Below are 20,079 nucleotides of genomic sequence, written 5' to 3'. Positions count from 1 at the left end.
GCCCCGGGCGGCGTGCCGGGCGAACAGCACCCAGTTGGTGACCGACAGGGCGCCGAGCAGCAGGGTGAAGCCGATCAGCGAGGTGAGCATGAGCCCGGGGGCGACGGTCGAGACGGCCCGTTCGGTGGGGAGCAACCCGTACGCCACCCAGGGCTGGCGGCCCACCTCGCGGGCGATCCAACCGAGGATCGCCGCGATGAAGGGGAGCGGCAGGGCGATTCGGAGTAGCCAGAGCGGGAAGCGCAGCCGGATGATCCAGTCCCGCCAGAGCAGCGGCAGCAGGAGCCAGACGCCGCCGAGGAGCAAGCCGATCAGGATCATGAAGCCGAGCCCGACGCTGGACAGCACCGGCGGGGTGTAGTCGCCGGGGCCGAACCGGGCGGTCCACTCGGCGACCAGCGTGTCGGCGGTCGGGCCGCCGCCGAACTTGGTGGGCTGGACCTGTTGGACCGGGCCGAACTGGGCGAAGCCGAAGCCCTGCACCAGGGTCACCGCCACCGCGGCGGTGACCAGCCCGATCCGCAGCGAGGTGCGGAACAGTGCGAGGTCGGGGGTGCGGCGCAGCAGGTGACCGGCGCTGATCGCGGCCATCAGCAGGCCGCCGGTGAGCAGCGCGGCGGCGACCACGTGCCCGAAGGCTGTCCCGAAGGTGGGGTTGGTGAGCAGCGCGCCGAAGTCGGTGAGGTGGGCGATTCCGTCGCGCACCTGGTAGCCGACCGGGTTCTGCAACCAGGCGTTGGCCACCATGATCCAGAAGGCGGAGGCGTACGCGGTGAGCGCGACGCCCCAGAGCAGCGCGAGGTGGACGCCGCGGCGTAGCCGGTGCCAGCCGAAGATCCACATGCCGAGGAACGTGGACTCCAGGAAGAACGCGACCAGCGTCTCGATGGCCAGGGGTGCGCCGAAGACGTTGCCGACGTAGCGCGACAGGCCGCTCCAGTTCAGCCCGAACTGGAACTCCATCACGATGCCGGTGGCGATGCCGAGCACATAGTTGATCACGTAGAGCTGACCCCAGAACCGGGTCAGCCGCTCCCACGCCGGGTTGCCGGTGAGGTACCCGGCGGTCTGCATCCCGACCAGCAGGGTGACCAGGCCCAGGGTGACCACGACGAACAGGAAGTGGATCGAGGTGGTGGTGGCGAACTGCAGGCGTGCGAGGAGCAGGGTGTCCATGACCGCTCTCCGGGAGTTGGCTCACTTGTCGTAGAAAACCTACACGTAGGCTCTCTACTTATACCTCCGTGAAGATCCCTAAGGGTGGCTCGGCGGCCGGCTCAGTTCAGGAAGAGGGAGACCGGCAGGGCGACCAGGGTGGCCGCCACGGCCAGCGCGGTGGCCCCGAGCACCCGGGGCGGACGGTCGGCCAGCATCAACCGTTGCACCCGCACGTCCAGGTCGCGGTCGCCCACCCCGAGCGCCCCGACCGGGGTGATCCGGTCCCGGCAGGCCGCGAAGCGGCGCAGCGCGCCGGCGAGGGACGCCTCGGCGTGCAGTTCGCGGGCCTTGTCGTCGGCCCGCATCTCGACCAGCAGGGCGACCCGCTCGTGCGCGTCGCGGACCCAGCGGAACCAGGGCAGCGCCCGGCACAGCGCGGTGAACGGCAGCAGTACCAGATCGTGCCGCTCCTGCGCGTGCGCCCGCTCGTGGGTGAGCACCGCCGCCAACTCGGCCCGGTCCAGCAAATCGAGCGTGCCGGCGCTGACCACCACCCGGGGCCGCACCCCGGGCAGGCAGTACGCCGCGGCGCTCGGATGGTCCAGTACCAGCGCGCCCGGCACGGTCGGATCCCGGCGAGCGACCAGAGTGAGCAGGTCCCGGTGCCGGCGCTGGGCGCGGACCGTGGCGTGGACACTGCGTACGGTCGTGGCGAGCAGGACGCCGCCGATGCCGAACCCGATGGCCACCAGCCCGAGCTGCGCGGCACCCATCCCGGCCGGGAGGGTGCCGTGACCCAGGTCGGAGGCGAGGGCGAGCAGGGCGCTGCCGGTCGGTCGGTCGTACGCGGCCAGACCCGACGCCATCGGCAGCCCGATCGCGGACAGGCCCAGTGCCAGCCCGACGGCCTGCCAGCAGACGATGGCCACCCGGGGCGCGCGCCACGTCCATCGGGAGGCGGCGAGCACCTGCGCGGTCAACCAGCAGGCCAGCATCGACGCGGCGAAGTGCACGGCGAAGGCCACGGGTGCCGCCCTACCGGTCCGTCGCCTCGTCGGCGCGCCTCGCCCGCCCGGCGCGCGGGTCGTCGACCCGGTCGGTGCGCCCGGCCTGCGCCCCGAGCGCCGCGCGGAGCACGTCGGCCTCGGTGCCGGTGACCGAGCGGGCGAACCGGACCAGCGCCGCGTCGCGGCTGCCGCCGAGGTCGAGGGCGTCGAGCATGAGCTGCGCGATGTGCGCCTCGCGGCTGGCCGCAGCCCGGTAGCGCCAGGCCCGCCCCTCCCGTTCGCGCTGCACCATGCCCTTGCCGGCGAGCCGGTCCAGCACGGTCATCACCGTGGTGTACGCCAGCTCGCGTCCGTCCAGGGCATCGGCCACCTCGCGCACGGTCACCCCGCCCGACGCGGCGGGCACCGAGTCCCACAGCACGTCCATCACCGCACGCTCAAGATCGCCCAACCGAGTCACGTCCCCAATCCTACCCCCCGTAGTAGATCCCCCCAGGGTTGCACCCGCTCACACCCCCTTGGGATGCCAGACGGTTTTCGTCTCCAGGAGGGTGGTCATCCGGGTGATGCCGGGGTCGGCGAACCAGTCGTGGTCCGCCGGGGCCGGCCGGAGCACCCGCTTGAGGTTCTGCGCCGCACCGACCTCCAGCTCGGCCGCCAGGTCAGCGTCGGTGACGCCGGTCAGGTCGATCGCGTTGACGTCCAGGTGGCTCGCCAGCGTCGGCACGGTCTCCGTCAGGTGACCGGTCAGGATGTTCACCACCCCGCCAGGTAGATCCGAGGTGGCCAGCACCTCGGCCAGGGTCACCGCCGCCAGGGGCGCGGACGGCGAGGCCGCCACCACCACCGTGTTGCCGGTGACCATCGCCGGCGCGATCACGCTGACCAGGCCGAGTAGCGCCGGGGCCTCCGGGGCCACCACGGCCACCACGCCGGTGGGCTCCGGCGTGGACAGGTTGAAGTACGGCCCGGCGACCGGGTTCGCGCCGCCGTACACCTGCGGGAGCTTGTCGGACCAGCCGGCGTACCAGACCCAGCGGTCGGTCGCGGCGTCCACCTCGTCGGCGGGCACGCCGAGCGCGACGAACTGTTCGCGGCGGCCCTCCAGCATCTCGGCGACCCGGTAGAGGATCTGACCCCGGTTGTACGCGGTCGCCCCGGCCCACCCCTGCACCGCGGCGCGGGCGGCGACGACGGCGTCCCGCGCGTCCTTGCGGGAAGCCAGCGACACGTTCGAGTCCTGCACGAGATACGACCGTCCCGACTCGCTGCGCGGGAACTTCCCGCCGATGAAGAGCTTGTACGTCTTGCGTACCGCGACCCGCTCAGACATTCAGGTACGCCTCCAGCCCGTGCCGGCCGCCCTCGCGACCGTAGCCCGACTCCTTGTAGCCACCGAAGGGAGAGGTGGGGTCGAACTTGTTGAACGTGTTGGCCCAGACCACACCGGCGCGCAGCCGGTCGGCCGTCCACAGGATCCGGGATCCCTTGTCGGTCCAGATCCCGGCCGACAGCCCGTACGGCGTGTTGTTGGCCTTCTCGACGGCCTCGGCCGGGGTGCGGAAGGTCAACACGGACAGCACCGGGCCGAAGATCTCCTCCCGGGCGATCCGGTGCGCCTGGGTGACCCCGGTGAAGATGGTGGGTGCGAACCAGAAGCCCCGTTCGGGCAGCTCGCACGGCGGCGACCAGCGCTGCGCGCCCTCGGCGGAGCCGGCGTCGGAGAGTTCCCGGATCCGGGCGAGCTGGGCGGCCGAGTTGATCGCACCGATGTCGGTGTTCTTGTCCAGCGGATCACCGACCCGCAACCGGGCCATTCGGCGCTTGAGTGACTCCAGCACCTGATCGGCGACCGACTCCTGGACCAGCAGCCGGGAGCCGGCGCAGCAGACGTGCCCCTGGTTAAAGAAAATGCCGTTCACGATGCCCTCGACGGCCTGGTCGACGGGGGCGTCGTCGAAGACGATGTTGGCGGCCTTGCCGCCCAGTTCCAGGGTGAGCTTCTTGCGGGTGCCGGCGACGGCCCGGGCGATGGCCCGGCCGACCTCGGTGGAGCCGGTGAAGGCGACCTTGTCCACGCCCGGGTGCTCGACCAGCGCCCGACCGGTCTCGCCGGCGCCGGTGACGATGTTGACCACGCCGGCGGGCAGGTCGGCCTGCTGGCAGATCTCGGCGAAGAGCAGCGCGGTCAGCGGGGTGGTCTCGGCCGGCTTGAGCACCACCGTGTTGCCGGCGGCGAGGGCGGGGGCGATCTTCCAGGCCAGCATGAGCAGCGGGAAGTTCCAGGGGATGACCTGCGCGGCCACGCCGAGAGGCTGCGGATCCGGCCCGCTGTGCTGGCTCGTCGGCGGCCGGCCGAACCCGGCGTAGGCCAGCTTGTCGGCCCAGCCGGCATAGTAGAAGAAGTGCGCGGCGACCAGCGGCAGGTCGACGTCGCGGGCTTCCTTGATCGGCTTGCCGTTGTCCAGCGACTCCAGCACAGCCAGCTCGCGGGAACGCTCCTGGATGATCCGGGCGATCCGGAACAGGTACTTGGCCCGGTCCCGGCCCGGCATCGGGCCCCAGACCTGCTCGTACGCCGTCCGGGCGGCGCGTACCGCGTGGTCCACGTCAGCGGGGCCGCCCTCGGCGACCTCGGCCAGCACCTCCTCGCTGGCCGGGTTGATCGACTTGAGGCTGCCGCCGTCGCTCGGGTCGACAAACCGGCCGTCGATGAACAACCCGTACGTCGGCTTGATGTCCACCACCGAGCGGGACTCGGGGGCGGGGGCGTATTCGAACATCGGGCTCAGTCCAGGGTGAAGTAGTCGGGACCGGGGTAGACGCCGGTCGTCAGCTTGGTGCGCTGCATGAGCAGGTCGTTGAGCAGGCTGGACGCACCGAACCGGAACCAGTCCGGGTCCAACCAGTCCACGCCGACGGTCTCGTTGACCATGACCAGGTACTTGATCGCGTCCTTGGTGGTCTTGATGCCGCCGGCCGGCTTCACGCCGACCTGCCGCCCGGTGGCGGCGCGGAAGTCACGGACCGCCTCCAGCATCACCAGGGTCACCGGAAGGGTCGCCGCGACCGGGACCTTGCCGGTGGAGGTCTTGATGAAATCGGCGCCGGCCAGCATCGCCAGCCAGGAGGCGCGACGCACGTTGTCGTACGTGGCCAACTCGCCGGTCTCCAGGATCACCTTGAGGTGGGCTCGCGGTCGCCCCTGGCGACCGGCATCAGTACCGCGGCATGCCTCCTTGGTGGCCACGATCTCGTCGTAGACCTCGCCGTAGCGCCCGGTCAGGAAGGCGCCCCGGTTGATCACCATGTCGATCTCGTCGGCGCCGGCCTCGACGGCCGCCCGGGTGTCGGCGAGCTTGATCTCCAGCGGGGCCTGGCCGGACGGGAAGGCGGTCGCCACGCTGGCCAGGTGCACGCCGGACCCGCGCAGCACCTCGGCCACGTACGGGACCATCGCGGGATAGACGCAGACCGCGCCGACGTGTGGGCAGGACGGGTCGGCCGGGTCCGGACGCAGCGCCTTGGCGGCCAGCGCCCGGACCTTGCCGGGGGTGTCGGCCCCCTCCAGGGTGGTCAGGTCGACCATCCGGATCGCCAGGTCGATGGCCTGCGCCTTGGCGGTTGTCTTGATGGATCGGGTGCCGAGCTGTGCCGCCCGCTGCTCCGCGCCGACCTGGTCCACGCCCGGCAGGCCGTGCAGGAAGGTCCGTAGCGCGATCTCGGATCGCCCCAGCTCGGACAGGTCCGACCGGGCCGACGTCGCTGTCGCCGTCATGCTCCGAATACTACGCACCGGACCATCCGGTGATCTTGGTCACGCTGGCCTGGTCAGAAGCGCCACACGTGAGCGGCGTCGCTGGTCGGGCCGCACCGAAGGTGGTCGGCACCCCCGAGCGGTAGGTTGAGCGATCGTGGACGTACATGTCATTGACCACCCGCTCGCCCAGTCGCGGCTGACCGCCATGCGGGACGCCCGGACCGACTCCTCGTCGTTCCGGGCCGCGTTGCACGAACTCACCACCATGCTGGTGTACGAGGCGGCGCGTTCCTTCCCCGTCGAGAAGTTCCCGGTGCGGACGCCGGTCACCGACACCGAGGGCACCCGGCTGGCCAACCCGCCGCTGCTGGTGCCGGTGCTGCGGGCCGGTCTGGGCATGGCCGACGCCGCCCTCGGCCTGCTGCCGGAGAGCTCCATGGGCTTCGTCGGCCTGGCTCGCGACGAACAGACCTTCGAGCCGCGCGCGTACATGGAGTCGCTGCCCCGGGAACTGGCCGGCCTGCCGGTGCTGGTGCTCGACCCGATGCTGGCCACCGGCGGCTCACTGGAGCACTGCTGTCAACTGCTCGCCGACCGGGGCTGCACCGACATCACCGTGCTCTGCGTGCTGGCCGCGCCGGCCGGCATCGAGCGGCTGGAGCGCTCCGGCCTGCCGCTGCGCCTGGTCACCGCCGCCATCGACGAGGGCCTGAACGACAACAAGTTCATCGTGCCCGGCCTCGGCGACGCCGGTGACCGCCAGTTCGGCGGCATGCCCCGCTTCTGATCCCACCGCGCCGCCGCGGTGAGCACGCCGGGTGGCCGCGGCGGGCGGGCGCGTTGGGGCCCGGGAGGTGCGGGCAACCGTTAGCGTTCCGGGGCATGACTGGTGTTGCGCTCGCCGAAGAGCTGTTGCTGCTGGCGTACGACGACGAAACGGGCAAGGCGACCATGCCCCGGATCGGCCTCGACCTGGGAATGGCCGCAGCCGTCCTGGTCGAGCTGGCCCTGGCCGGGCGGATCGCGTACGCCGACGGATCGCTGGTGGCGACGGACCCGACGCCGGTCGGTGAGCCGATCCTGGACGGCGTGCTCGGCCGGATCGCGGCGGACACGCCACACACTCCCTCGTCCTGGGTGCAGCGGCTCCGGCACGGCCTGCGTGACCGGATCCTCGACGACCTCGTCGACCGGGGTGTGGTGCGCCACGTCGAGGAGACCGAGCTGGGTTTCATCGTGGTGCACCGCTATCCGCTGGCGGACCCCTCCGTCGAGGAGGACAGCCGACTCCGGCTCGCGGCGGCACTCGCCGGTGGCGAACTCCCCGACGAGCGGACGGCCGCGCTGGCCACGTTGGTCGCGGTACTCCGGATGGAACCGGCCCTCGGCCTGACCGGGCAGGCCGCCGTGGACGCCCACCGCCGGCTGGAGGAGATCGGCGGCGGTGCCGGCTTCACCGGCACGGTCAGCCTGGACGACTCGTTGGTCCGTCCCTCGGTGGCCTTGGTGATCACCGCGCTGGGGCAGGCCGTCGACGCCGCGCTCGGCCCGCCCCGCTGACTCCCGCCTGCGCCGGTCCGCCTCTGATCGGCTACACACCGAGGGCGGCGGCGACCTCCGCGCGCAGTGCCGCGACGGCCGCCCGGGCCCGGTCCCGGGCGGCGGCCACGTCGCCGTCCGCGACCGGCTCCACCACCTCCAGGTACGCCTTGAGCTTCGGCTCCGTGCCTGAGGGACGGACCACCACCCGCGCTGCGGCGGTCCGCAGGATCACCACGTCCGCGCCGGGCAGCAGATCCCGCGCCTCGGTGACCGGCTGTCCGAGCAGCGTCGTCGGGGTGGCCGCCCGGATCCGGGCCATCGCGTCGGCGATCAGCCGCAGGTCGTCCACCCGGACCGAGAGCTGGTCGGTGTGGTGCACGCCGAACTCGGCGGCCAACTCGTCGAGCCGGTCGACGAGGGTGCGGCCCCGCGCCTTCAGTTCGGCGGCCAACTCGGCGACGGTCAGCGCGGCGGTGATGCCGTCCTTGTCGCGGACGTGCCCCGGCGCGACGCAGTAGCCCAGCGCCTCCTCGTACCCGAAGACCAGCGGGTGCGCCCCCGCACCGGCCCGGACGATCCACTTGAACCCGGTCAGCGTCTCGTCGTACGGCAGGCCCCGGGCCGCGCACATCGCCCGCAGCAGAGACGACGACACGATGGTGGTGGCATACAGCCCGGTCACGCCGCGCCGCATCAGGTGGTCGGCGAGCAGCGCGCCGACCTCGTCCCCGCGCAGCATCCGCCAGCCCTGCCCGTCCTCGCTCCCGGAACCGTCGCGCACCACCACCGCGCAGCGGTCCGCGTCCGGGTCGTTGGCGATCGCGAGGTCCGCGCCGGTCGCGTCGGCGAGCGCGACGAGACGGTCCACCGCCCCCGGCTCCTCCGGGTTGGGGAAGCCGACGGTCGGAAAGGCCGGGTCCGGCTCGGCCTGGTCGGGCACCACCCCGGGCACCGGGAAACCGGCCCGGGCGAAGGCGGCCGTCAGCACCGCCGCGCCGACCCCGTGCAGCGGGGTGTAGGCCACCTTCAGGTCACGCGATCCGTCCGGCGTCACCACGGCGGCGGCCCGGTCCACGTACGACGCCACCAGGTCGTCGCCGAGCACCTGACCGGCCGGGCCGAGCGGCACCTGCGCCAGCGGGCCGACCGCCCGGATGGCCGCCTCGATCCCGGCGTCGGCCGGCGGCACGATCTGCGCCCCCGCCCCGAGTTCCCCGCCGAGCCGGGCACCCAGGTAGACCTTGTAGCCGTTGTCCTGCGGCGGGTTGTGGCTGGCGGTCACCATCACCCCGGCGACCGCGCCGAGGTGCCGCACCGCGTACGCCAGCACCGGGGTGGGCAGCGGGCGGGGCAGCAGCAGCGCCGGGCGGCCCGCCCCGGTGGCCACCCGCGCGGTGCGCTCGGCGAACGCCCGGGAACCGTGCCGGGCGTCGTACCCGATCACCAGCGGACCCTCGCCGCCCTGAGCGGCGAGCCAGGCCACCAGCCCGGCCGCGGCCCCGGTGACCACCGCGAGGTTCATGCCGTTGGGGCCGGCCCGCAGCGGGCCACGCAGCCCGGCGGTGCCGAAGGTCAGCGGCCCGGCGAACCGGTCGGCCAGTTCCGGTGCGGTGCCTGGCAAGCCGTCGAGCACGGCCCGGAGTTCGTCCCGGCTGGCCGGGTCGGGGTCGTCGTCCAGCCAGCGCCGCGCCTGGTCACGAAGGTCGTCAAGGTCAGTGGTCTCCGCCGCCATTGCCCCTTGATAGCACGGCGGCGGATCACCACGTCCCGGCGGCCTCGGCTCAGCCGGCCGCTGTGAGCTGGAACGACCGCACCATCTCGTCGAAGATCGGCTTGCTCTCGCCGAACTTCGCCTCGGTGGCGGTGAGGTAGAACGAGTAGATCTTGCCGTCGTGGACCACCCCACGCCACACGCCGTGCCGCTTCGTGTCACCGCCACCGCAGGTGTACTCCAGTTCGGCCGCATCCTTGCCGGCCAACTGCTGCGCGGTCATGTCGATCCGGTTGTAGGGCCTGGCGCAGGACTTGAACTTCTGGAGATTGTCCTCGGCCACCTCGGCCCAGCGCATCGAGGAGCTGCCGCCCCTCTCGACCAGGATGCGAACCTTGCGGCTCTCGTCCGCCGGGTCGACGTAGTCGACGTACACCCCACCGGTGGCCTTCTGCCAGCCCTTGGGGACCAGCACCCGGACACCGCGCGCCGAGTGCTCCTGCATCTCGGGCAGCGAGGCGGCGGCCGGCCCGCCCGCCTGGGGTTTCTGCGCGGTGGGCGGTGCCGGGTCGTCCCCGCCGGACAGCGCCAGTACGCCGAGCAGCAGCACCACGGCCAGGCCACCGGCCGCCGCGAGCTGCGTCCGGCGGGACCAGCCCCGGACCGTGGTGACCAGCCGCCCGCCGGCCGCCTTCGCCCGGTCCACGGCTCCACCTGCGCTGGCGGCGGGGGTGGCCGGCGGCGTGGTCCACGGCTGGCCGGTGCCGGGCACCGACCACTGGCCACCGCCGTACACCGGCTGGGTGGCGTCGGGCGAGCCGCTGCTCGCGTACACCCGCTGGGTGGTGTCGGCGCTGCCGCCGCCGATCCGTTGGGTGGCGTCCGGGTGGCCGCCGCCGATCCGTTGGGTGGCGTCCGGGTGGCCGCCGCCGATCCGCTGGGTGGCGTCCGGGTGCCGGGCGCCGATCCGCTGGGTGGCGTCCGGGCTGATCCGTTGGGTGGCGTCCGCCGCCCTGCCGTACGTGCCGCCCTTCGGGCCGGTCGGCGCGGGCATCGCCCCGGTCGGCGTGTCCAACGGGTTGGCCAGCGCGTCGGCGCTGGTGTCGTCGAGCCCGGCCGACGGGGTGGCCACCGCCGGCTTCGGCTTCTCGCCCCGCCGCAGCGCGGCCAGCCGGTCGGTCAGCGACTCGCCCGGGGCGAGCATCGCCCGGCCGCCGATCTGCCCGCTGGGCTTCGGCTCCGACTTCGGCTCGATCAGCGCGGGCGGTTTCGAGGGGCGCTGCACCGGCACCACCGCATACGGGTCGGTGACCGAGTTTACCGCCGTCGCCGTGCTGGTCAGCGGCCCGGCCAGCAGCTCGCGGAGCATGGCACGGGCGGTGTGCACGTCCAGCCGGCGGCCCGGGTCCTTCTCCAGCAGGCCCATCAGCACCCGGGTCAGCGGCCCACTGCGCTGCGGCGTGGCCGGTGGGTCCTCGACCACGGCGTGCATCGTCTCGATCGGGTCGCCCTTGTCGAACGGCGGTCGGCCCTCGACCGCCGTGTACAGCGTCACGCCGAGCGAGAACAGGTCACTGGGCGGGCCGAAATCCTGCCCCATGGCCCGTTCCGGGGAGATGAAGTGCGGTGAGCCGAGCACCATGCCGGGGGTGGTGAGCTGGACGTCGGTGGGCATCCGGGCCACCCCGAAGTCGGTCAGCACGCAGCGGCCGTCGGTGCAGATCAGCACGTTGGCCGGCTTGACGTCGCGATGCAGCACACCGTTGGCGTGCGCCACCTCCAGCGCGCCGAGCAGCGCGATGCCGATCTTGGCGACCGCCCGGGGCGCCACCGGCCCGTCCTCGATCACCATGTCGGCGAGGCTGCGCGCGTCCAGCAGCTCCATCACGATCCACGGCCGGCCGCCCTCGGTGACCACGTCGTACACCTGGACCACGGCCGGGTGTTGAATGGCCGCGGCGGCCCGCGCCTCGCGCAGGGTCCGCTCGTACATCGCGTCGCGGTCGCTGGGGGCCAGCCCCGGCGGGAGGATCACCTCCTTGACCGCGACGTCCCGCCGCAACAACGTGTCTGTGGCACGCCACACCGTGCCCATGCCGCCGTTACCCACCGCCGAACGCAGCGAGTAACGGTCACCGATGGTGGTGCCGGGTGCCGCGCGGCCGTCGGGGGGACTCACTGGTCCGCCGCTCCAGGTCGGGATCTGAGTCACAGAAAAGCCACCGGGAAGTCGAGGGGGCTGGGACACAACCTCTCTATCTTGCTGGTTCCGACGCCCGATGCGAAACCCGACGCGGCGGTCGTTTGCCTACCGGACGGTACGTGCGCGGCAGCTCACCAAGCGTCCACCGGGGTGTGCGGTATCCCTCACCCACCGATTCGGCCCGCCGTCCTACCATCCGGTAATGAACGAACCCCGGTCGAGCGAGTCCGGCTTCCCCATCAAGGGCGTCTACACGGCGGCCGACCTTCCGGCGGACCTGGAGACCCGGCTGGGTGGGCCGGGCGAGTACCCGTACACCCGCGGCGTCTATCCGACCATGTACACCTCCCGTCCGTGGACGATGCGGCAGTACGCCGGCTTCGGTACCGCCACCGAGTCCAACGCGCGGTACCACCAGCTGCTGCGGGCCGGCACGATGGGTCTTTCCGTCGCCTTCGACCTACCCACCCAGATGGGCTACGACTCCGACGACCCGATCGCGCACGGCGAGGTCGGCAAGGTCGGCGTGGCCATCGACTCGATCGAGGACATGCGGCTGCTCTTCGGCGGCATCCCGCTGGACAAGGTCTCCACCTCGATGACGATCAACGCGCCCGGCTCGGTGCTGCTGCTGCTCTACCAGCTCGTCGCGGAGGAGTCCGGGGTGCCCGGTTCGGCGCTCAACGGCACCATCCAGAACGACATCCTCAAGGAGTACATCGCCCGGGGGACGTACATCTTCCCGCCGAAGCCCTCACTGCGGCTGGTCGCCGACACGTTCGGCTACTGCCGCACGGAGGTGCCGAAGTGGAACACCATCTCCATCTCCGGCTACCACATGGCCGAGGCCGGCGCGTCACCCGCGCAGGAGATCGCGTTCACCCTGGCCAACGGCATGGAGTACGTCCGGGCCGCGCTCGCCGCCGGCCTGGCGGTGGACGACTTCGCGCCCCGGCTGTCGTTCTTCTTCGTCGCCCGGACCACGCTGCTGGAGGAGGTCGCCAAGTTCCGCGCCGCCCGGCGCATCTGGGCCCGGCTGATGCGCGACGACTTCGGCGCGCGGAACCCGAAGTCAATGATGTTGCGGTTCCACACCCAGACCGCCGGCGTGCAGCTGACCGCGCAGCAGCCCGAGGTCAACCTGGTCCGGGTGGCGATCCAGGGACTCGGCGCGGTGCTCGGGGGCACCCAGTCGCTGCACACCAACAGCTTCGACGAGGCGATCGCGCTGCCCACCGAGAAGGCGGCCCGGCTGGCGCTGCGTACCCAGCAGGTGCTCGCGTACGAGACGGATCTGACCGCCACCGTCGACCCGTTCGCCGGGTCGTACGTGGTGGAGGCGATGACCGCGGAGATCGAGGCCGCCGCCACCGAGCTGATGGGGCGGGTCTTCGACCACGGCTCGGCGGTGGACGCCATCGAGGCCGGCTTCCAGAAGCGGGAGATCGAACAGTCCGCGTACCGGATCGCCCAGGAGATCGACTCGGGTGAGCGGGTGGTGGTGGGGCTCAATCGGTTCACCGTCGAGGACGACGAGCCGTACGAGCCGCTGCGGGTGGATCCGGCGATCGAGACGACCCAGGCCGAGCGGTTGGCCACGCTGCGCGCCGAGCGGGACACCGGTGCCGTCGAGCGGGCCCTGGCCGAGCTGCGCGCCGCCGCCGAGGGCACCGCGAACGTGCTCTACCCGATGAAGGATGCGCTGCGGGCGAAGGCAACCGTGGGGGAGGTCTGCGGGACGCTGCGGCAGGTCTGGGGGACGTACCGTCCGAGCGACCGCTTCTGACCTGGGGTTACCGTCCGTGACGGGTCGGCCGGCCCCACCCCCTGGCCGGTCCGGGTCCGGCGGCCTCGCTGCCGGCGGACGCGGACCGGTGGGTGGGGGCGTGTGGCCGCCGACTCGGGCGGGTAACCCGAACGGGTGAACCGGACGGACAGCGTGTCCGGCCGGGCACGGGACGCGCGTGTCACCGTCGGGAGTCGCCCGGCTGCCCTGGGTCGTCGGCTAATTGTCGGAGCAGCGGTTGATTCGGGCGACTAATGCGACAATTCGGTTACGGTCGTGAATTCGGAGCCGATTTCGCGACCGCCAATAACCGGTTACGCGTTGTAGGAGGTGGGGGGCAGATGACGGCGTTCGACCGCGATCTACCTGCTGTCCCGCAGATATTCGAGCCCTCCCACCAGGGCTTACGTGACGCTGTGCGCTCCGATCGCTACCGTAACGAGGTTGCGCAGCGTCACCGTCGGAGGTCTAGGCTGTCTGCTGTCCTTCCCGATGATCCATCCATTCCTAGTGATCGAGAATTCGACGTGACGAGTGCGTTGACGCTGCCGAACGGCGGCCCGCTGGCGTCGTCCTGGCCGGAGGCGCCGTCCGGTTCCCAGCCCCTGCCCTTCGACCTGGATCATCTGCTCGCCCTGCGGGTACCCGGACTCATCGCCACCCGGCGTCACCTGCACTCCCACCCGGAACTCTCCGGTGCGGAGTTCGAGACGGCGGCGCTGATCGCCCGGGAACTCACCCTGGCCGGGCTGCACCCGCGGCTGCTGCCCAAGGGCAACGGCGTCATCTGCGACATCAACGGTCGCCCGGACGGGCCGATCATCGCGCTCCGCGCCGACATCGACGCGCTGCCGCTGACCGACGTCAAGGACGTGCCGTACCGCTCCACGGTCGACGGGGTCTGCCACGCCTGCGGTCACGACGTACACACCACGGTGATGCTCGGCGTCGGCATGCTGCTGGCCCAGCTCGCCGACGCCGGCCAGCTCGACGGCCGGGTCCGGTTGATCTTCCAGCCGGCCGAGGAGATCCTGCCCTGCGGCTCGCTGGAGGTGATCGAGGCCGGCGGCCTGGAGGACGTGGTCCAGATCTTCGCGGTCCACTGCGACCCGAACCTGCCGGTGGGCAAGGTCGGTTTGCGGGTCGGCCCGATCACCGCCGCCGCCGACAACGTCACCGTCCGGCTCACCGGCCCGGGTGGCCACACCGCCCGTCCGCACCTGACCGTCGACCTCGTCGACGCGCTCGGCCGCCTGGTCACCGAGGTGCCGGCCCTGGTCAGCCGCCGGGTACCGGCCAACAGCGGGCTGCTGCTGGTCTTCGGCCACGCCTCGGCCGGCACCCAGTACAACGTCATCCCGTCCGAGGCGCACGCCTCCGGCACCCTGCGGGTGATGGACCGCGACACCTGGGAGCAGGCGCCGAAGATCGTCGCTCAGGTCGTCCGGGACGTCGTCGCGCCCACCGGCGCCACCGTCGACCTGGAGTACCTGCGTGGCCGGCCGCCGGTCAGCAACGACAGCCGGGCCATCCAGATCCTCACCGCCGCCACCGCAGCGGCGCTCGGCCCCGAAGGGATCGCCGAGACGCCACAGAGCATGGGCGGCGAGGACTTCTCCTGGTACCTGGAGCATGTCCCCGGCGCGCTGGCCCGCCTCGGCGTCGGCCGTTCCGGGCCCAACGTGGACCTGCACCGGGCGTCGTTCGACGTCGACGAGCGGGCCATCCCCGCCGGGGTACGGCTCATGGTGCAGACCGCGCTGAAGGCACTGGCGGCGACGCGTCAGTAGCCGAGCCGGCCGAGTGCGGCCCGCCGGAAGCGGGCGGGCCGCCGGCCGTCGTCGCCGCTCGCCGCCGCCACCGGCGGCGCACCGCCAGCACCAGCAGCACGGGTACGCCGAGCGCCAGCAGCCAGGGCAGCAGCGCCCCCAACACGGTCGCCAGGACGCCCATCGAGGCGACGAAGGCTTGCCAGCCGGCACGCAGCCCGACCAGGAAACCCGTCCCGGTCGGCTCGTCCGGCGTGGCGGCCTCCCCGCCGACGAAGGTGACCGTGACGGTGGAGAGCGCGGTCAGGTCCGCCAGCCGCCGCTTCCTCGCCTCCAGCGAGGCGAGGTCAGCCTCCCGCCGGGCCACCTCGTTCTCCAACGACACCAGATCGCCGATCGAGGTGGCCCGGGAGAGCAACCTGCGGGCGCTGTCCACCCGGGCCCGCTGGGTGGCGATCCGGGCGTCCAGGTCGACGGTCTCCTCGGTGACGTCCTGGGTCCGTACCTCCCGGTGCTGCTGCCGGCCGTAGGCGGCCAGCTCCTCCACGAAGCCGGTGAACCGCGCGGCCGGCACCCGCAGTTCCAGCTCCGCCTCCGCGTCGGCGTCCACCCCGCGCCGCTGGTCCCCGCCGACGAATCCGCCGGCCGCGGTCGCGGCGGCCACCGCCCGACGGGCCGCCGCGTCGACGCCCTTGCGGGCCGAACCGTCCACGTCGTCCACCTGCACCCGCAGCGTTCCGGTGTAGACGATCGCCCGCTGGTCGACCCGCAGGTCCGGGGCCCCGGCACCGGCCGACCCCGGCTCGCCGGCCGCACCCACCGCCGCCCGGCCGGCCGGCGCGTCGGCGGCCCCACCCGCGGCCGCGTCGCCGGCCGGGCGCCCCGCCGCCGACTCGGTCCCGCCGGAGTCATCCGACGCACTGCAGCCGACCAACAACGACAACGCCAGTGCCAGCGCCCATCCGGCGCCGGCCCGTCCTCTTCGTCCCATGCTCCCCGCTCCGTCCTTCCGACCCCGGCCGACCCGGGGCGATAGCTGGGACGCGGCGCGGTCACGCGGCGGTTCCGGCAGACTGCGACGAGGACGTCACGATTCGATGACCGAGGAGTCACGATGCAGGTCACCAAGTACCCCCACTCCTGCCTCCGGGTCGAGCACGACGGTGGGGTGCTGGTCGTCGATCCCGGGGTGTTCGCCGACGCGGCGGCGGCGCTGGACGGGGCGGACGCGGTCCTCGTCACCCACGAGCACCCGGACCACGTGGACGTCGAGGCGCTCACCCGTCGGCTGGAGAAGAACGCCGTACCGGTGCACGGTCCGGCGTCGCTCGCCGCTGTTCTCGGCGACGCGGCCGAGGCGCTCACCCCGGTCGCCCCCGGCGACACCTTCACCGCCGCCGGCGTGCCGGTACGCGCCGTCGGCGGCCGGCACGCCGTCATCCATCCCGACATCCCGGTCGTGGAGAACATCGGCTACCTGCTCGACGGTCGGGTCTACCACCCCGGCGACGCGCTGCACGTCCCGTCCGACGTCGAGGTGGACACCCTCTTCGCCCCGATCCACGCACCCTGGTCGAAGTTCGCCGAGGTGGTCGACTTCATCCGGGCGGTCGCCCCGCGCCGCGCGTACGCCCTGCACGACGGGCTGCTCAACGCCAACGGCCTCGGTGTGCTCGACCGTCAGTACGCCGCGCTGTCCCGGACCGACTACCACCGCCTCGAACCCGGCACCCGAATCGACGCCTGACCGTGACCGCGCTCCCGTCCGAGGTGGTCCAGCGGCTGTACCGTACGCCGCCGGACAAGTTCGTCGCCGCCCGCGACGCCGCCGTCGCCGAGGCCCGGCGAGCCGGTGACCCCGCCGGCGCCCGCCGGATCGCCCGACTGAAACGCCCCACGGTGGCGGCCTGGCTGGTCAACCTGCTCGCCCTGGAACGCCCCGAGCTGGTCGCCGATCTGACCCAGCTCGCCGAGGCGCTGCGCACCGCCCAGCGTGACCTGAAGGGGCCGAAACTGCGGGAACTGTCCGCCCAGCGGCGTGCCGTGGTCGCCGCCCTGGTCACCGAGGTACGCCGGATCGCGGCCCGGACCCCGGGTGCGCCTGCGGCGGCCCGGCTGCCGCTGGCCGAGGTGGAGTCCACCCTGCACGCCGCGCTCGCCGACGCCGAAGTGGCCGAGCAGGTGCGCTCCGGACAACTGCTGCGGGCGGCGCACTATGCCGGGTTCGGCGAGGTGCCCCGCCCTCAACTGCGGCTCGTTCCCACCGGGGAGGAGGCGGCCGGCGTACCGGAGAAGGAGACCGACACCGGTGACGCGCGGCGTGCCCGCGACCAGCGGGCGGCGGCGCGGGCCGAGCGGGCCGAGCGGGCCAGACGGCGGCGGGCGCTGGACCGGGAGTTGGCGTCGGCGCACACCGAGCAGCAGCGGGCGGAACGTGAGCTGGACGGCGCTGCGGCGGCCGAGCGGGACAACGCCGCCGCCCTCGACCGGATCGAGGCCGAACTGGCCGAACTGGAACGCCGCCGGGCCGTCGCCGAGCAGGAGCTGAGCCGGTCGAAGCTGGCCCGGCGCGGCGCGGAACGCACGCTCACCGCGGCCCGGCGCCGCACCGGCGAGGTGCAGGCGGCGATCGAGGCGTTGGACGCCGAAGAGGAGGATGCCGCCGACGACGACGGCGAGGCAGACTGAGCGCGATGGATGCGTTCAACGGACGGTGTCGATGACCCCAGAACAGGTGGCGACCGCCAGCAAACCGGCCGTGCTCGAACTGGGGGAGGCGTTCAGCCGCTGCCCCGGCACCCTGCGTCGGGCCCGGCTGCTCGGCATCTCCGGCTGGGCCTTCTACATCACCGGCCGGGCCGGCGCGCTCGGTGACGTCCGCGCCGAGACGGTCGCCGCCGCGATCGGGTTCATCGCGCCGGAGGCCGTCGCCGACGGTTGGGACGCCGCCGCCCGGGTGGTCCGCCCGATCGAGGTGGCCACCGGCAACCTCGCCGAATGCTGCCGCTGGGGTGCCCAGCACCTCGACCACCTGCCCGGCACGCCCCGGCTGGCCACGCTGCTGGACCGGGTCGTCGCCGGCGCGGACGCCACCGGGATGCCGCTCTTCGCCGCCTGGCGGGCGATGCCGGTGCCGGTGCCGGAAAACGCCGCCGGGGCGCGGGCGGCTGCCGGGCTGCTGCTGCTCCGCGAGCACTTCACCGGCGCCTACCTGCTGGCCGTGCGGGCCGGCGGGATGACACCGCTGGAGGCGGTACTGGCCGGGCCGGAGGGAGAGGCCGGCGCGACCGCCTGCGGCTGGTCTCCGCCGTACCCTCCGGTGGGGCCGCTGGTGCGGCGGCGGCTCTGGGCCGAGGCGATGACCGACCGGCTGGTGTCGGCGGCGTTCCGGGTGCTGCGACCGGGGGAGGGCGCGGAGTTGGTGGAACTGCTCGCCGCCACCCGGGCCGGGCTGCGGGCCGCCGATCAATGACCGGCCGTGGTGGCGGTAAGGGCCGGTGCGGGCCTCGCGCGAGGACAAATGCCTACAATCGGCACGCCGGCACGCCGGCACGCCGCGGCGAGTCGCGGCCGGGCGGCGACGCTGCCTCGACCGACGATAAATGAGCGGCGCCCGGCTCGCCCGCCTGCCAGGATGCGTGCCGTGACGCTCCCCGCCGGCTGGACCGCCCGCCGCCCCACCCTCGACGACGTTTCGGCGATCCTCGCCGTGGTGCACGCCGCGGACACCTTCGCCATCGGCTACCCGGACTTCGACGCCGAGGACGTCCGGTCCTTCCTCACCGCCCCCTTCTTCGATCCGGCCCACGACTCCTGGCTGGTCAGTGACCCCGACGGGCGGATCGTCGGCTGGACGTTGATCGACAATCCGACCGGCGTCGGGCGGGAGTTCCTCGACGTGTACGTCGATCCCGAGCGGGCCGCCCCGGTTCGTGCGGCGCTGCTCGCCCGGGTGCTCGACCGGGTCGCCGAACGGGCCGCCGAGCGTGGCCTGCCCGCGCTGACCGTCCGCGCGGCGGCGTTCGCCCCCGAGGCCCGCTGGGCCGAAGAACTGGTCGAGTCCGGCTTCACCCGGGTGAAACGGTACGTGCGGATGGCCCGCCCGCTCGCCGACCTGCCCGCCGAGCCGCCACTCCCGCCCGGGGTGACGGTGCGGACGCTGCGCGCCGACGACGAGGCGGACCTGCGGGAGTTCCACCGGATCTACGACACCGCCTTCCGGGACACCCCGGACTACGAGCCGCTGGACTTCGACCGGTGGCGGGAGGCGCTGCCCAGCTACGGCAAGGTCTGGGACGAGTGGTTCCTCGCCGAGGTCGACGGCGTGCCGGCCGGCGCACTCCAGTCCTCCGACCAGGATCTCGGCCAGGACGCCGGCTGGGTACGCACCCTGTCGGTGCTGCCCGCGTACCGGCGGCGCGGGGTGGGCGCGGCGCTGCTGTGGCGGGCCTTCACGGTCTACGCGGCCAAGGGCCGCACCTCCGCCGGGCTGGGTGTCGACCTGACCAACCCGACCTCGCCGGCGACCCTCTACCGCTCGGTGGGGCTGCAGGAGCAGCGGTGGACCGACATGTACGAGCGCAGCGTCCCCGCCGCCGGTGTGTGACGTGCGGCGTCCGCCGGGGCCGGCGGCGGACGCCGTGGGCCCCGGTAGCAGACTGGAGGCGTGCGACAGTCGCTACGCCGACGCGGTGCCGGTGGGGCGGGACCGCAGCTCGCTGACGTAGTCGTCGGGCGCGCCCGCCTTCTCCGCCGCGTTCGCGATCTCCGACAGGTACCACGAGGTCGGCAGGCCACCCTCGTACCCGTCGAAGACGTAGATCCACGCGGTCACGTCCCCGTCCAGGGTCGAGACGCGGACGTGCAGCTTGCGGTACGTGCCGGCGGTCACACCCTCGATCTCGTCGAGCTGCGCGGCGTCGTACGGGTGGATGTCGTACAGCGCCACGAAGACCCGGTCACCCGGGGACTCCACGACGGTGCTGACGGAACCCTCCCAGCCGATCACGCCCTCGCCCGCGAAGGTGAGCCGCCAGCCCTCCAGCCAGCCGGTGCCCACCATGGGCGAGTGCGGACAGTAGGCACGCATCCGGGCGGGATCCAGGTTTGAGCCGTAGGCGGCGTAGTGACGCACGGCGATGAC

General features: G+C 72.9%; 18 protein-coding genes. 8 read left to right on the top strand and 10 right to left on the bottom strand.

The genetic code is table 11. The features are described 5' to 3' along the window. From E1166_RS10475 to deoC, 6 genes are all read right to left on the bottom strand, one after another. The coding region (locus E1166_RS10475; protein WP_132337961.1) for a cytochrome ubiquinol oxidase subunit I at positions 1-1,176 on the bottom strand (1,176 nt) is incomplete at its 3' end. Positions 1,177-1,277: 101 nt separating this feature from the next. Further along, the gene (locus E1166_RS10470) at positions 1,278-2,183 is read right to left on the bottom strand and encodes a M56 family metallopeptidase (RefSeq protein ID WP_132337959.1); all 906 of its coding nucleotides are present in this window, start codon (positions 2,181-2,183) and stop codon (positions 1,278-1,280) included. A gap of 10 nt (positions 2,184-2,193) precedes the next feature. Continuing rightward, positions 2,194-2,625: a BlaI/MecI/CopY family transcriptional regulator gene (locus E1166_RS10465; protein ID WP_132270381.1), complete on the bottom strand. Its 432-nt coding sequence runs from the start codon at positions 2,623-2,625 to the stop codon at positions 2,194-2,196. 48 nt (positions 2,626-2,673) lie between these two features. Then, positions 2,674-3,498, bottom strand: coding sequence for an aldehyde dehydrogenase family protein (locus E1166_RS10460; RefSeq protein ID WP_132337957.1), 825 nt, complete (start codon positions 3,496-3,498; stop codon positions 2,674-2,676). Further along, positions 3,491-4,948 carry an aldehyde dehydrogenase family protein gene (locus E1166_RS10455; protein ID WP_132337955.1) on the bottom strand — a complete coding sequence of 486 codons (1,458 nt, stop codon included), beginning with the start codon at positions 4,946-4,948 and terminating at the stop codon, positions 3,491-3,493. Before E1166_RS10455 ends, E1166_RS10460 begins: the two co-directional genes overlap by 8 nt. 5 nt (positions 4,949-4,953) lie before the next feature. Beyond that, positions 4,954-5,943 carry a deoxyribose-phosphate aldolase gene (gene deoC / locus E1166_RS10450; RefSeq protein ID WP_132337953.1) on the bottom strand — a complete coding sequence of 330 codons (990 nt, stop codon included), beginning with the start codon at positions 5,941-5,943 and terminating at the stop codon, positions 4,954-4,956. 136 nt (positions 5,944-6,079) lie between these two features. Here deoC and upp point away from each other — a divergent pair, with 136 nt between their 5' ends. Together upp and E1166_RS10440 are read left to right on the top strand one after the other, a co-directional pair. Then, on the top strand, positions 6,080-6,712 hold the full coding sequence (gene upp / locus E1166_RS10445; protein ID WP_132270371.1) for a uracil phosphoribosyltransferase: 633 nt from the start codon (positions 6,080-6,082) through the stop codon (positions 6,710-6,712). 95 nt (positions 6,713-6,807) lie between these two features. Further along, on the top strand, positions 6,808-7,485 hold the full coding sequence (locus E1166_RS10440; protein ID WP_132337951.1) for a GPP34 family phosphoprotein: 678 nt from the start codon (positions 6,808-6,810) through the stop codon (positions 7,483-7,485). A 31-nt stretch (positions 7,486-7,516) separates the two neighbouring features. Here the strand turns inward: E1166_RS10440 and E1166_RS10435 are convergent, their stop codons facing one another. Together E1166_RS10435 and E1166_RS10430 are read right to left on the bottom strand one after the other, a co-directional pair. After that, positions 7,517-9,199 carry a phospho-sugar mutase gene (locus E1166_RS10435; protein WP_132337949.1) on the bottom strand — a complete coding sequence of 561 codons (1,683 nt, stop codon included), beginning with the start codon at positions 9,197-9,199 and terminating at the stop codon, positions 7,517-7,519. A gap of 49 nt (positions 9,200-9,248) precedes the next feature. Further along, complete coding sequence (locus E1166_RS10430) at positions 9,249-11,390, bottom strand: serine/threonine-protein kinase (protein WP_132337947.1); 2,142 nt, start codon at positions 11,388-11,390, stop codon at positions 9,249-9,251. Positions 11,391-11,583: 193 nt separating this feature from the next. Between E1166_RS10430 and E1166_RS10425 the strand changes: the two genes are divergently transcribed. Next, positions 11,584-13,167 (top strand): methylmalonyl-CoA mutase family protein, encoded by a 1,584-nt coding sequence (locus E1166_RS10425; RefSeq protein WP_132264046.1) that lies wholly within the window; start codon positions 11,584-11,586, stop codon positions 13,165-13,167. Between the two features lie 527 nt (positions 13,168-13,694). Further along, entirely contained in the window at positions 13,695-14,957 is a 1,263-nt protein-coding gene (locus E1166_RS10420; protein WP_132337945.1) for an amidohydrolase, read from the top strand. On the opposite strand, the gene E1166_RS10415 is transcribed toward E1166_RS10420, so the two are convergent. Continuing rightward, entirely contained in the window at positions 14,911-15,927 is a 1,017-nt protein-coding gene (locus tag E1166_RS10415; protein WP_132337943.1) for a DUF4349 domain-containing protein, read from the bottom strand. The two genes, E1166_RS10420 and E1166_RS10415, sit on opposite strands and share 47 nt — an antisense overlap. A 123-nt stretch (positions 15,928-16,050) precedes the next feature. Between E1166_RS10415 and E1166_RS10410 the strand changes: the two genes are divergently transcribed. The 4 genes from E1166_RS10410 to E1166_RS10395 all read left to right on the top strand — a co-directional run bounded on the left by E1166_RS10410 (position 16,051) and on the right by E1166_RS10395 (position 19,542). Then, positions 16,051-16,683 (top strand): MBL fold metallo-hydrolase, encoded by a 633-nt coding sequence (locus E1166_RS10410; RefSeq protein ID WP_132337941.1) that lies wholly within the window; start codon positions 16,051-16,053, stop codon positions 16,681-16,683. A 2-nt stretch (positions 16,684-16,685) separates the two neighbouring features. Then, on the top strand, positions 16,686-17,624 hold the full coding sequence (locus E1166_RS10405) for a hypothetical protein (protein WP_132337939.1): 939 nt from the start codon (positions 16,686-16,688) through the stop codon (positions 17,622-17,624). Between the two features lie 31 nt (positions 17,625-17,655). Further along, complete coding sequence (locus E1166_RS10400; RefSeq protein ID WP_132337937.1) at positions 17,656-18,408, top strand: hypothetical protein; 753 nt, start codon at positions 17,656-17,658, stop codon at positions 18,406-18,408. A 171-nt stretch (positions 18,409-18,579) separates the two neighbouring features. Then, positions 18,580-19,542 (top strand): GNAT family N-acetyltransferase, encoded by a 963-nt coding sequence (locus E1166_RS10395; protein WP_132337935.1) that lies wholly within the window; start codon positions 18,580-18,582, stop codon positions 19,540-19,542. Between the two features lie 72 nt (positions 19,543-19,614). Here E1166_RS10395 and E1166_RS10390 read toward each other — a convergent pair whose 3' ends face one another. Then, the gene (locus E1166_RS10390) at positions 19,615-20,070 is read right to left on the bottom strand and encodes a gamma-glutamylcyclotransferase (RefSeq protein ID WP_132264063.1); all 456 of its coding nucleotides are present in this window, start codon (positions 20,068-20,070) and stop codon (positions 19,615-19,617) included. Positions 20,071-20,079 lie beyond the last annotated feature (9 nt).

Source organism: Micromonospora sp. KC213 (assembly GCF_004348325.1).
Lineage (GTDB): Bacteria > Actinomycetota > Actinomycetes > Mycobacteriales > Micromonosporaceae > Micromonospora.
The sequence above is the reverse complement of the archived record's forward strand: the minus strand, read 5'-3'. Positions and strand labels throughout refer to the sequence as shown.